The following is a 12875-nucleotide window of genomic DNA, read 5'->3' as shown; positions in this document are numbered from 1 at the left end:
CGGGTCTTCTGGGTAGATTTGGGTGCGGGTTGGCGTTCTCGGAGCCAAGGCGCGGCTCGTCATATTCCGTCAAGTCGGCGGGCCTTCGCTCGCCCAGCCGCGCGCACGGCACCGATGAGTCCCCGCCTTCGTGAAAAGAAGGAAAGTGCGATCCATCGCGCGGCTGATCGGCAGCAGCCAGTCGCGGCCAAGGCTGGCCTGTTCGCGCATGTCCCTCCTCCCGCGCAAGGGTGCTCCGCATGAAGAACGATCCGCGAAGCCACGGCCTTTGGGAGCGCTCGGCCACGCCCGCCCCAGTGACCGGCGCGCTGGCGGGCGACATAACGGCGGATGTCGCGGTGATCGGCGCGGGCTTCACGGGGCTTTCGGCCGCCTTGCATCTGGCGGAGGCCGGGCGCGGCGTGGCGGTTCTGGAGGCCGAGGAGATCGGCTTCGGCGGCTCGGGGCGCAATGTCGGGCTGGTGAATGCCGGGCTCTGGGTGATGCCGGACGACGTGCCGGCAACGCTCGGCGAGGACGCGGGCGAGCGGCTGCTGACGCTGCTCGGCGCGGGTCCGAGCGCGGTGTTCGACCTCGTGCAGCGACACGCCATGGCGTGCGAGCCGGAGCGCCAGGGCACGTTGCATTGCGCCGTGGGAGAAGCGGGGCTGGCCGAGCTTGAGGCCCGCGCCCGGCAATGGCAGGCGCGCGGCGCGGCGGTGCGGCTTCTCGATGCGGCGGAAACGGCGGCGAAGATCGGCACCTCGGCCTATAGCGGCGCGCTGCTCGACCTTCGCGCCGGCACGATCCAGCCGCTCGCCTATGCGCGCGGGCTGGCCCGTGCGGCGCTGGCGGCCGGCGCCGGCCTCTACACGCAAAGCCCGGTGACGGCGGCGAGCGATAGCAATGGCCTCTGGACGCTGCAGACCCCCGGCGGCACGGTCCGCGCGCCAAAGATCATCCTCGCGACCAATGCCTATACCAGCCGGATCTGGCCTGAAATCCGCGAGGAGCTGGTCCGCCTCCCCTATTTCAACCTTGCCACCAAGCCGCTCAGTGACAATCTCAAACGTTCCATTCTGCCGGAGCGGCAGGGCGCATGGGACACGCGGGAGATCCTGTCGTCCTTCCGCTTCGACCAAGCGGGCCGCCTCGTCTTCGGCTCCGTCGGCGCCCTGCGCGGAACGGGCGGGCCGATCCACCGGCAATGGGGAAAGCGAGCCATGGCCAAGCTCTTTCCGCAGCTGGAGGGCGTCGGCTTCGAGACCGAATGGTACGGCCAGATCGGCATGACCGCCGACAGCCTGCCGCGTTTTCACCGGCCGGCGCGGGAGGTCTTCGGCTTCAGCGGCTACAACGGGCGCGGCATCGCGCCCGGCACCGTGTTCGGCCGCGCCCTGGCGCAGCTCGCGCTGGGCGAGATCGAACCGGACGAGATGCCGTTGGCAACGAGCGAAATCCGGCCCGTGCGCTTTCGCGCCGCGCGGGAGGCCTATTACGAGATCGGCGCGCAGCTGGCCCATGCCACGGGCGCGCGGTTCTGAAGGGGCGCCTCGACGTTCGACGCCGAAGAATCTGCCAGAGGATTTTTCGCCGTTCGCGGTGCGCAGAACTTGCGTAAAGCGAGGGCGCATCGGCGACCACTGCCTAAACTTCATTCGGCCGGGCGCGAGGCGCGACTTGCGCCGGAGCGACGGCGGGGGCAATCCGCGGCATCGACCCGGCCGAGTTTTTCACCGGGCTCCGCCCTCTTCCGGCGGCCCGGCCGCTGCATCCAGTCTTCAGGAGGTTCCATGCTTCAGACCCCGTCCGCCCCTTCGCTGCGCGAGGAAACCATGGGCCTCCTGCGCGCCCTCGGCCTCGCAGACGCCGCCTTCTCGGGCGGCGCGCGGCGTGTCTGCTCGCCCATCACCGGGGAGGTGATCGCCGAAGTGCCGGAGACCGACCCGGAGGCCGCGCGCGAGACGATCGGGCTGGCCGAGGCCGCTTTCCACGCTTGGCGCCTCGTGCCCGCGCCCCGGCGCGGCGAGCTGGTGCGCCTGCTCGGCGAGGAGCTTCGCACGCACAAGGACACGCTCGGCCGTCTGGTGACGATCGAGGCGGGCAAGGTCGTGTCCGAGGGCCTGGGCGAAGTGCAGGAGATGATCGACATCTGCGACTTCGCGGTGGGCCTGTCGCGCCAGCTCTACGGGCTGACCCTGCCCTCCGAGCGCCCCGACCATCGCCTGAGCGAGCAATGGCACCCGATCGGCCCGGTCGGCATCATCTCGGCCTTCAACTTTCCCGTCGCGGTCTGGTCCTGGAACGCGGCACTGGCGCTGGTCTGCGGCGACCCGGTGATCTGGAAGCCCTCCGAAAAGACGCCGCTGACGGCTCTCGCCACGCAGGCGATCTTCGAGAAGGCGGCCAAGCGCTTCGGCCCGGATGCGCCGGAGCACCTTTCGACGCTCCTGATCGGCGACGCCTCGATCGGTGCGGCCCTGGTGGAGGACCGCCGCGTTCCCGTCGTCTCGGCCACGGGCTCGACCCGCATGGGCCGCACGGTCGGGCAGGCGGTCGCCGCGCGCTTCGGCCGCTCGATCTTGGAGCTCGGCGGCAACAACGCTTCGATCGTCACGCCCTCGGCCGATCTCGACCTGACGCTGCGCGCCGTCGCCTTCGGCGCGATGGGCACGGCGGGTCAGCGCTGCACGACGCTGCGCCGTCTGATCGTCCATGAAAGCGTCCACGACGCGCTGGTGGAGAAGCTGAAGCGCGTTTACGCGACCATCTCCGTCGGCTCGCCGGTGGCGGGCGACGCGCTGGTCGGCCCGCTGATCGATCAGGCGGCCTTTGAGGGCATGGGCCGCGCGCTGGAGGCGGCTCGCGCGGCCGGCGGCACCGTGCATGGCGGCGAGCGGGTGGACGTGAACGGGCAAGGCTCCTTCTATGTGCGCCCGGCCCTCGTCATCATGCCGGCGCAGACCGGGCCGGTGGTGGAAGAGACCTTCGCGCCGATCCTCTATGTCCTGAAATACAAGACGCTGGACGAGGCGATCGCGCTGCAGAACGGCGTGCCGCAGGGCCTTTCCTCCTCGATCTTCGCCACCGACATGCGTGAGGTCGAGCGCTTTCTCTCCGCGGCGGGCTCCGACTGCGGCATTGCCAACGTCAACATGGGCCCGTCCGGCGCGGAGATCGGCGGAGCCTTCGGCGGCGAGAAGGAAACGGGCGGCGGGCGCGAAAGCGGCTCGGACGCTTGGAAGGCCTATATGCGGCGGCAGACCAATGCCGTGAACTACGGCCGCTCGCTGCCGCTGGCGCAGGGCGTGCGGTTCGACGTCGACGGTGGATCGGCGGAGGCCTGACGGGCGCCCGGGGCTCGACCTCTCAGCGGGTCGGCTCGGCGATGGCGGTGTCGGATATAGTCGAGATCAAAATGAAGGCCGGCGCGTGTGAGCGCGTCGGTGATCGATGATGGTGCTGGGCGCGGGCGTGTCGGATTTCGATGACCCGCGCCAAGAGGCCACCCCAGACATCGCGCTCGACCGTACGCCGGAGCGGAGCCAAGCGGTGTGGAGCGAGTTCGAACGCGAGAACGGGCGCAGGATGGGAGGCGCAAGCGCACGCATGCCTTCCGAATGCAGCGGGATCCCGCAATCGCTGCGCTTTACACCGCGCCGGTCCTTGCCTGCGCGGTGCCCCTGAGCGGCTTCTATACGTTTTCCAATTGTAAGAAGCCGATAGGTCGCAGGCGCCGAATAGGCACGTGATCGTCAACGACTGGCGTTTCGCCAAGCATCTCCCCGACGCCGACGGGTCGTGATGTGTGCCACCCGCTCGGGCCAGGCGCCCTGTTCCGCCTCTTCCATGCCGCGTCAAAGGTCGAACGCACGGGAGCGCTTGGGCGTTCGCGACGGTCTGTGAGCGGCTTGTCCGGCAGTGGCGTAGGAGCGAAGCTTTACCTGCGAGAGTTGCGCACGCCCCCGCTCTATCAGCGGCTGTCTTACTCTCTCAATTCATTTACATGATATAAGTATCATTACTAATTTATATTTCCAAATTTTAAAATACATTCCAAAAATTTCTAAGTATCACCCAAATTACATTCAATTTGTCGATCATTTTGTTTGCATGACTGCCATGCTCGCCTGCTGTATTGGCGAAGGAGAGACCGCGATACGTTAACCCAGAGTTAACGACAGCGACGTCGTGCCGACCGCTCCACCGGGTGGGGCCAATCTCCATCGAAGGGCGCAGAATGACATCGAACCAAGTGGTGCGAGAGGACGGCGCCCTTCTTCGCGAAGGCGCCGAGATGCTGCCTTTCGCGCGGCTGAGCCAGGGTTTCGCGCTGGGCGAGGCGCTGGCCGTCTCGCTGGTCGCGGTCGCGACGGCCGATCTCTATTGGGCTTATGCGCTGGAATGGCATCCGGACCGGTCGGTCACGTCCTTGATCGGCGCGGCGCTCGGGCTCGGCGTGGCGGGCATGTCGCTCGCGCGCGGCAGCTACGACCGCGCCATCGAGCCCGGTCCCGGCTTTCTCTGGTCGGGTCTCGTCACCGTGCTGCGGGTCTTCGCCGCGCTGCTGGCGGTCCTGTTCGTCACGCGTTTCGACGAGTCCTATTCGCGCGGCACGTTCGTCTCGCAATTTGCCACAAGCGCGCTGGCGATCCTCAGCCTGCGCGGCGGGTTTCAGCGCCTCGTGCGCGCTCGTCTCGCTCAAGGGCGGGTGGAGCGTCAGCGCCTGATGATCGTCGGCGACGTGTCGCCCGACCCGCGCCTGCAGGGCCGCCTGTCGGCGCGCGGCTGCCATGTCGTGGCGCGTCTGCCGCTGGCCGGCGCGGAGCGGGCAGACGAGGCCGCGACGCTGCGCACCATCGTGGAAACCTGTCGCACGGCGCGCGTCGAACAGGTGCTCGTCCACACTTCCGCCGAACTCGGCGATCTCGTGGACCGGCTCTTGCACGATCTCAGCGAAACGCCGGTGACGGTGGAGGTGCTGCCGCATCCCGAAAGCCCGCTCTGGCGCGCCAAGGGCGATGGGCTCGCCGGCCTTCCCGCCGCCGTGGTGCGCAACCGCCCGCTGTCGCGCCTTCAGCTCGCGCTCAAGCGCGGATTCGACTTCACGGCCGCACTCGCGGCGCTGATCTTCCTGGCGCCGCTTTTCATTGGCATCGCGCTCGCCATCCGCTTCGATTCCAAGGGGCCGGTCTTCTTTCGCCAGTCCCGCCACGGCTATGGAAACCAGCCGATCCGCGTCTTCAAGTTCCGCTCGATGCGGGTGATGGAGGATGGCGCGGCCTTCCGGCAGGCGACGCGCAACGACCCCCGCATCACCCGCGTCGGCGCCATCCTGCGCCGGACCAATCTGGACGAGCTGCCGCAGATCCTGAACGTCTTGTTCGGCGAGATGTCGATCGTCGGCCCGCGCCCGCACCCGATCGCGCTCAACGAGACCTTCGCCAAGGAGATCAAGCTCTTCCACCGCCGCCACAACATCCGCCCCGGCATCACCGGCTGGGCGCAGATCAACGGCCATCGCGGCGAGACCGACACGCTGAAGAAGATGTCGGACCGGATCGAGCACGACCTCTGGTATGTCGACCATTGGTCCTTCCTGCTCGATCTCAAGATCATCCTGATGACGGCCTTCTCGCCGCAGGCCTATCGGAACGCCGGCTGACCCGCCCCATGCCAGACATTGCCCCGCCCGCCCCTCTCTTCCCACGCGAGATCGTCGAGCTTGGTTTGCGGTTCCACCCGCTGACCAAAGCTGAGCTTCTGGACGAGATCTTCCGCCAAAGGCCGGCGGGCATGCAGATCGTCGTGGCCGGGGCCAACCTGCACGGGCTCTACGTCACCCATGTCGACCCCGCCTATGACAAGCTTCTGGCGCGGCCGGAGACGCTGGTGATCGTGGACGGGATGCCGGTGGTCTGGATGCTGAAGGCGCGCGGCCACGCCGTCTCTCGAGCCCATCGCACGACCTGGGTGGACTGGCTGACGGACAGCTTCGCGAGAGCCGCCGAGGAGAACAAGGGCGTCTTCGTGCTCGGGCATTCGGAGGCGGTGCTTGAGGCCGGGCTGGCGCGCGCCCGCGCCCGCTGGCCGGGGCTGCGCATCAAGGGGCGTTCGGGCTATTTCGACATGCGGCCGGGCTCGGCGGAGTTGGAAGGGGTTGTCGCCTCGATCAACGCCGCACGGCCACATTTCCTGGTGGTGGGCATGGGAATGCCCCGGCAGGAGCGCTTCGTGGAAGCGGTTCGCGCGCGGCTGAACGTGCCGGTGATCGGCCTTGGCGGCGCGGCCTTCGCCTATTTCGCCGGCTTCGAGCCGACCCCGCCGCGCTGGATGGGACGCTGGGGGCTGGAATGGCTACACCGGCTCGGCGCCGATCCCCGCCGCATGGCGCATCGCTACCTCGTCGAGCCGCCGTTCCTGGCCGGGCATCTCGCCCGGCGCGCCTGGAGGCAGCGGGCGCGCCGCGCCTGACCCCCGCGCCTGCCTCTCGTCCCTGGCCTCGGCCCATCTCCTGACCTGAAGTGTGAATTCCATGGCCTTCCGTGCCGCGTTGCGAGAGATCAAGGGACATGTCCTGACGGCATCGGACCCGGCCGTTCGCTGGGGAGTCGACCGGCGCTGGCAAAGCCAGCGAAGCTGCGCCCGCCCGCATGGGCTAGAGCGTCCGCTCGTCGTGTCCCTGACTTCCTATCCCCCACGCTTCGCGACCCTTGCCTCGACGCTGAAAAGCCTTCTGGCGCAGAGCGTCCGGGCCGACGAAATCGTGCTCTGGATCGCGCATAGTGATCACGCCGCGCTTCCGCGCGATGTCCTGGCACTGCAAGAGGCCGGCCTCAGGATCGCCCCGTGCGAGGATGTCCGCTCCTACAAGAAGTTCTGCACCAGTTTCAAAGAGCATCCCGAGGCCTATGTCGTCACCACCGACGACGACGCCTATTACTGGCCGACCTGGCTGGCCGAACTCACCGCAGGTCTGACCCGCGCCAACGAAAGGGCGATCCCGTGCTTTCGCACGCATGAGATCGCGCTCGACGCCACGGGCGAGGTCAGTCCCTATGGCGCATGGCGACAGAACACGCCGGAGAAGAAAGCGGCGCCGACGCTGTTTCCCACGGGCCTCGGCGGCGTGGTCTATGTGCCCTCACTGCTGCATCCCGACGTGCTCGACATCGACGCCGCGCGCCGCCTGGCGCCCAGCGCGGACGACATGTGGCTTTACGTGATGGCCCGGCGAGCGGGCCTCCAGTTCCAGAAGGTCGGCCGCAAGGTGCGATTTCGAAACTGGAACGGCAGCCAGTCGAGCGCCCTCTATCTCGAGAACGATGCCCAGGGCTCGGCCAACGACGCCCAGTTCGCGGCCTTGATCGAGACTTATGGCCGGGTCTGGGAGATCGCATGACGCCCGCTCCCCCCAAGGCCCCTTGCGTCTCCGTCGTGATCCCGGTCTTCAATGGCGAGGCTTGCCTCGAAGCCGCCGTTCGATCGGTTCTGGCGCAGACCCTTGTCGATCTCGAAGTCGTCATCGTGGACGACGCGTCTACGGACGCGAGCTTCGCGATCGCGACGCGGCTGGCCGAGGAGGACGTGCGGGTTCGCCCGGTTCGCCTCCCCCGGAATGGCGGCCCCTCGGCCGCGCGCAATCGCGGCTTCGCGCTGGGGGCAGGCGAATGGATCGCCATTCTGGACGCCGACGATCGCTTCGAGCCGACGCGGCTGGCGCATCTCACGCGCTTTGCCGGAGAGCAGGGCTGCGACATGGTCGCGGACGATCTTGCGATCTTCGATCTCGGCTGCAACGCCGTCGTCGCGACGGCCTATCCCGAGATGCAGGAGCCGGTGACGCTCTCGCTCGAAGACCTTCTGCGACACGACCTGTCGGCCGACCGCACGCCCTATGGCTGGCTGAAGCCGGTCTGGAGCCGCGCCTTCCTGGCCCGGCACGCGCTCGTCTACGCCGAAGACCAGCGCTATGCCGAGGATTTCGATCTCCTGTTTCGATGCCTCGTCGAGGGCGCGCGCTTCCAGATCGTGCCGGAGGCGGGCTATGTCTACACGCCGCGTCGAGGCCCGGTCTCCGGCCAAACCTCGCACCTGTCGCAGACGCGGCAGGATTTTCGAGCCGCCCTTCGAGCGAACGAAGTCCTTCTGCAAACCCATGGCGGGCGGCTGTCACCCGGCGAGCGCGCGCTGCTGCAACAGCGCATCGCCTTCTTTGAGACGCGCGCCGCCTATGGCGAGTTTCTCGATCTCATGCGCCGCCGATCGCCCAGGGCCCTTTCCCATGCCGCCCGGCACCCTTCGGTCGTGGCCGGCGCCCTTAGCGCCATCCGACGCCGGCTGACACGATAAACCCCATGCAAACGCCCCATCACAATCTCAAATCGAAGGCGCTGGCCGGAACGCTGTGGAGCCTCGGCGGCTCGGTCGGTCAGCAGCTTTTCGGTTTCCTCGTCTTCGCGATCCTCGCCCGCAATCTCAGCCCGGCCGAGTTCGGCACGGTGGCCATCGCCACCATCCTGATCGACTTCCTGAACATTTTCGGCCGCTCCGGGCTGACCGACGTCCTGATCTATCGCAAGGACCTGTCCGAGGTCGAACTGCACACGTCGTTCTGGCTGAGCGTGTTTCTGGGCCTCTCGGCGATGACGGCGCTATGGCTAGGAGCGGGGTTCGCCGCCGATCTCTTCGCCACGCCCGATCTCGTGCCCATCATGCACATCCTGGCCGTGTCGACCTTCATCTACGCGATCGGCGTCAACCCCGAAGCGCTGATGCGCAAGGAGTTTCAGTTCGCGCTCCTCACCAAACGGACCATGCTGGCGACCGTGACCTCGGGTCTGGTCGCGGTTCTTCTCATCGCGCTCGACTTCGGCGTCTATGCGCTGGTGTTCCAGCGGTTGACCTTCTCGATCCTCAACAGCGGCCTGCTCTGGCTTTGGAACGGCTATCGCCCGGCCTTCCGGTTCTCGTTCCCGATCGCCCGCCGCCAGCTTGCCGCCGGGGTCTGGCTGGCGTCCTCGACCTTCGTCAACATGGCGATCCCCAAGACGTTCGATCTCATCATCGGCTCGGTTCTGGGCACCGCCGCGCTCGGCCTGTATCGCATCGGCGCTCGCTATCTCGACCTGATCCTCGACGTCAGCATCCGCCCCCTATCGTCGGTGGCGCTCTCGTCCTTCTCGGCGCTGCAGTCCGACGCCCCGGCCCGCAACCGGGCCTATCTGCGCGTGCTCCAGCTAACCGCGCTCTTGATCTACCCCGCCTTCGCCGGTGCCGCGCTGATCGCCCCCGAAGCGCTGCCATTCCTGTTCGGGCCGCAATGGGCAACGAGCATCCCGATCGCGCAGATCCTCGCCTTTTCGGCGTTGCCGCTTCCCATCACCTTCCACAATCCCTCGATTCTGATTGCGCTGGGGAAAGGCCGCAGCATTCTCGTTCTCAGCCTGTTCGACCTGACGCTGAGCCTTCTGGTGGCCTTCACCGCCGCGCGCTGGGGCGTCGAGGCGGTGGCGATCGGCTATGTCTGCCGCAACATCGCCTCCGTGCCGCTGGCCCTGCTTCTGCTCGGTCGCTCAACGGGGCTGCGCGCAAGCGAGGCCCTGCGGGCGCTCCTGCCCTCCGCCGTCTGCACGTTCCTCATGGTGGCCGCGCTTCTCGGCCTCCGCCACTCCGCGCTGCTGGATGCCCTACCTGATGTGCTGCGCATCGCGGCGCTGGTGCCTATCGGCCTCGTGGCCTATGCCGTGCCGGTCGTGCTCTGGCCGGGGTTGCTGGCCGATCTCCTGCGCTTCGCGCGGCGGCCGAAGCAGCTGAAAGGCGACGCCGCTCTTTCCTAGAAATTCGCCATCGCCCCGCCGAAGCGCGCCGCCACATAGGGCGCGCGTCGGGGGTGGTGGGCGATGGCACCGAGCGCTAGGCGGAGCGCCGGCCAACGGGCACCGTTGCGGTAGGCCTGCGCGGCGCAATAGGTCATGAGCGCCACTTCCGCCTCCCGCCGCATGGCGGGAAGGCGGGCGGGATCGGCCCCGGCTCGGATCAGCGGGTCCGCATGGATGCGCTCCAGCGCCGGCTGAAAGTCGGCAAAGCGCCGATGGCCGCCCATCATCACGCTCGCGCCATGGACGCGGTAGTCCATGACATGGCGCGGCGTGTAGAGCATAGGTCCGAGCGCGGCGAGCCGGCACCAGAGGTGCCAGTCCTCGCAGAGCGACAGGGCAGGGTCGAAGCCGCCGCTGGCCGCGAAGCTCTCCGCTCGCACCAGCACCACGCCGCCATTGATGATGAAATTGCCGCGCAGCAGATCGCCTAGAATCCGCCCGCTCGGCTTGGCCCGCCTGCCGCGCAGGAGATGGCGCCGCCCGAAGGCGCGCCCGTTCGCCGCGATCCGCTCGTAGTCGCCATAGACGGCGACCGGGCCCGACGGGTCGCCGCGCGCCGTGTCGAGAAGCGCTGCGAGGGCGCCGGGCGCCAGACGGTCGTCAGCGTCGAGAAACAGGAGCCATTCGGCCTCCGCGCGCGCCGCCCCCGCATTGCGGGCCGAGGAGACGCCCCGGCCTGGGTTGCGCAGCAGGCGAACGCGTTCGTCGGCCATACCCGCCACGGCTTCGCGCGTGCCGTCGTCCGATCCATCGTCCACCACCAGCACTTGGCGGAGCGCAGGCCCTTGCGCCAAGGCGCTCTCCACCGCCTCGCGGATGAAGGGAAGGCCGTTGCGCACGGCGATGACGACGGCGACCCCGCCCTGCCCGCTTGAAATCGGGGTTCGCGGGTCAGCCGCCATGGATCGTCCGATATTCCTGGTAGCGCAGCCCGGCGAGCCCGGCGAGCTTGCCGCCGACACGGGCGAGCAGCAGCAGCCCGGCGACGCGCCGCTCCGGCTTCCAGGCCAGAAGCGTCATGTTGAGAAGCGAAACACCGAGCGCGCCGCCGATCTTGGAGCCCTCGCGCAAAAGCGTGAAGCTCGGCGGGCGGTGCTTGAGGTTGATGAGCATGTCGGTGTTGCCGCCGCGATAGGCGCGGCGCACCATCCAGCCGAGCGAGCAGCGGCTGGCGGGATAATCCTCCCGGACCACCGCCTCGCGCGACCAGGCGAAGACACCGCCGGCCAAGGCGAGGCCGATCAGGAAGTCCCGGTCCTCGCCGCCGAGCAGGGTATAGGCGGGGTCGAACCAGGGATCGGGCCGCCGGCGAAACACGGCGGCATCGAACAGGATGTTGCTGGTCGCGTCCACCAGATCCACCCGCCCCGTCCCGAGCGCGCCATAGGCGCCTTCGGCGGCTTTCAGCACATGCGGCGCGGGCGGCACTTCGTAGCTGCGCTGCACCGGGCCGCCGACGACATCGGCCTCTTCCTGCCTTTGCACGGCAAGGAGATGGCCGAGCCAGTCCGGCCCCGGCCATTCGTCGTCGTCGATCATGGCGATGTGCGAGACCTCCGGATCGGCGATCGCGGCGCGCACCAGCGCGTTGCGCGCGCAGGCGACGCCCCGCTCCTCGGCCAGCACGACCTGAAGCGGAAAGCGGTAGCCCGCCGCGACCATCGCCTCGCATACGGCCAGCCCCTCTCGCCCCACCGTGTCGTTCTCCGCCACGATCACCCGCAGCGGCCCGGCATGGTCGATTTCGGCCAGCGCCTCCAGGCAGCGCCGAAGGGTGCGGGGGCGCCGACAGGTCGGGATAGCCACCACAACGAGTTCAGCGCCGGGCATGGACGTCCTTCCTGAGACGGGGGGAGAAGCAAGCGGAGCCGGCCGGGTCGCCGGACCGCCTCGCGGCTCCGCAACCTATCATAAAGCGAATCCGTGCAAATCTCTACCTATGAGAGCATCGCCACCTGTGGGCGGGAGGGAAGCCCGCCGGCTTCCGGCGGGGCGAGCGTTGAGGGATTGAGCTTGGCGAAAATGGTCCTCACCGGAGCGGCTGGGTTCATCGGCTTCCACCTCGCCCGCCGGCTCTTGAGCGAGGGGGCGCGCGTCGTCGGCATCGACAATCTGAACGCCTCTTACGACCCCGCGCTGAAGCGCGCGCGCCTGGCCGAACTCAGCCCTCTGCCCGGCTTCGCGTTTCACGCGCTCGACATCACGGATGCCACGGCGCTGGCCGATCTCGTGCGGCGCGAGGCGCCGGAGGTGGTGATCCATCTCGCGGCGCAGGCCGGCGTGCGCCAGTCGATCGATCGCCCGTTCGACTATGCCGGCAGCAATCTTCTCGGCCATCTCGCGGTTCTGGAGGCCTGCCGGCATCTGCGGCCCATGCCGCGTCTCGTCTATGCCTCGTCCTCCTCGGTCTACGGCACGGGCGCGGCGCTGCCGTTTCGCGAAAGCGACGCGGCCGACCGCCCGGCCTCGCTCTATGCCGCCACGAAGCGCTCGGGCGAGCTGATGAGCGACAGCTACGCCCATCTCTTCGGCCTCCCCCAGGTGGGGCTGCGCTTCTTCACGGTCTACGGTCCGTGGGGGCGGCCCGACATGGCGGCGTGGCGTTTCGCGGACCGCATCCTCGCGGGCAGGCCGGTTCCGCTCTTCAACGGCGGCGATCTCCGGCGCGACTTCACCTATGTCGACGACATCGTGGCGGGCCTTCTCAGCGTCGCCATGGAGCCGCTGCGCCTGCCAGAGGAGCGCCCGCACCGGATCTACAATCTGGGCAGCGGGCGGCCGGTGGCGCTGACCGACTTCATCGAGCTTCTGGAACGGGCGATCGGCCGCCCGGCGATCCGCGCGCCCGAGCCCATGCAGCCCGGCGACGTGCGGGCCACGGCGGCCGACATCTCGGCGCTGGCGCGCGACCATGGCTACCGGCCGAGCGTGAGCCTGGAAGTCGGGGTCGGGCGTTTCATCGATTGGTTCAAGGCGCGCTATCCCCATGGCGTGCACTCGCCGCCCTGACCCGAG

General features: G+C 68.3%; 11 protein-coding genes. 8 read left to right on the top strand and 3 right to left on the bottom strand.

The features are described 5' to 3' along the window. Nucleotides 1-69: 69 nt before the first annotated feature. A complete protein-coding gene (locus AUL32_RS24940) occupies nt 70-210 on the bottom strand; it encodes a hypothetical protein (RefSeq protein ID WP_156421289.1) in 141 nt (46 codons plus the stop codon). A 29-nt stretch (nt 211-239) separates the two neighbouring features. On the opposite strand from AUL32_RS24940, the gene AUL32_RS01910 reads away from it, so the two are divergent. The 7 genes from AUL32_RS01910 (at nt 240) to AUL32_RS01875 (ending at nt 9818) form a co-directional block, all read left to right on the top strand. After that, nucleotides 240-1523 carry an NAD(P)/FAD-dependent oxidoreductase gene (locus AUL32_RS01910; RefSeq protein WP_062111269.1) on the top strand — a complete coding sequence of 428 codons (1284 nt, stop codon included), beginning with the start codon at nt 240-242 and terminating at the stop codon, nt 1521-1523. A gap of 249 nt (nt 1524-1772) precedes the next feature. Beyond that, nucleotides 1773-3326 (top strand): L-piperidine-6-carboxylate dehydrogenase, encoded by a 1554-nt coding sequence (amaB, locus tag AUL32_RS01905; protein WP_062111267.1) that lies wholly within the window; start codon nt 1773-1775, stop codon nt 3324-3326. 893 nt (nt 3327-4219) lie between these two features. Beyond that, on the top strand, nt 4220-5644 hold the full coding sequence (locus tag AUL32_RS01895; RefSeq protein ID WP_062111263.1) for an exopolysaccharide biosynthesis polyprenyl glycosylphosphotransferase: 1425 nt from the start codon (nt 4220-4222) through the stop codon (nt 5642-5644). A gap of 8 nt (nt 5645-5652) precedes the next feature. Next, nucleotides 5653-6453 (top strand): WecB/TagA/CpsF family glycosyltransferase, encoded by an 801-nt coding sequence (locus tag AUL32_RS01890; RefSeq protein ID WP_082659076.1) that lies wholly within the window; start codon nt 5653-5655, stop codon nt 6451-6453. Nucleotides 6454-6655: 202 nt separating this feature from the next. After that, nucleotides 6656-7381 carry a glycosyltransferase family 2 protein gene (locus AUL32_RS25530; protein WP_192847406.1) on the top strand — a complete coding sequence of 242 codons (726 nt, stop codon included), beginning with the start codon at nt 6656-6658 and terminating at the stop codon, nt 7379-7381. After that, complete coding sequence (locus tag AUL32_RS01880) at nt 7378-8331, top strand: glycosyltransferase family 2 protein (RefSeq protein WP_062111257.1); 954 nt, start codon at nt 7378-7380, stop codon at nt 8329-8331. The genes AUL32_RS25530 and AUL32_RS01880 overlap by 4 nt, the downstream gene beginning before the upstream one ends. A gap of 5 nt (nt 8332-8336) precedes the next feature. Further along, entirely contained in the window at nt 8337-9818 is a 1482-nt protein-coding gene (locus AUL32_RS01875; RefSeq protein ID WP_062111255.1) for a lipopolysaccharide biosynthesis protein, read from the top strand. Here the strand turns inward: AUL32_RS01875 and AUL32_RS01870 are convergent. After that, nucleotides 9815-10762: a glycosyltransferase gene (locus AUL32_RS01870; RefSeq protein WP_062111253.1), complete on the bottom strand. Its 948-nt coding sequence runs from the start codon at nt 10760-10762 to the stop codon at nt 9815-9817. The two genes, AUL32_RS01875 and AUL32_RS01870, sit on opposite strands and share 4 nt — an antisense overlap. Then, nucleotides 10752-11690 (bottom strand): glycosyltransferase family 2 protein, encoded by a 939-nt coding sequence (locus tag AUL32_RS01865; RefSeq protein ID WP_062111251.1) that lies wholly within the window; start codon nt 11688-11690, stop codon nt 10752-10754. Before AUL32_RS01865 ends, AUL32_RS01870 begins: the two co-directional genes overlap by 11 nt. A 192-nt stretch (nt 11691-11882) precedes the next feature. Here AUL32_RS01865 and AUL32_RS01860 point away from each other — a divergent pair, with 192 nt between their 5' ends. Beyond that, nucleotides 11883-12869, top strand: coding sequence for an NAD-dependent epimerase/dehydratase family protein (locus AUL32_RS01860; protein WP_062111249.1), 987 nt, complete (start codon nt 11883-11885; stop codon nt 12867-12869). The last annotated feature ends 6 nt before the right edge of the window (nt 12870-12875 follow it).

The organism is Aureimonas sp. AU40 (genome assembly GCF_001463785.1).
GTDB lineage: Bacteria > Pseudomonadota > Alphaproteobacteria > Rhizobiales > Rhizobiaceae > Aureimonas.
The sequence above is the reverse complement of the archived record's forward strand: the minus strand, read 5'-3'. Positions and strand labels throughout refer to the sequence as shown.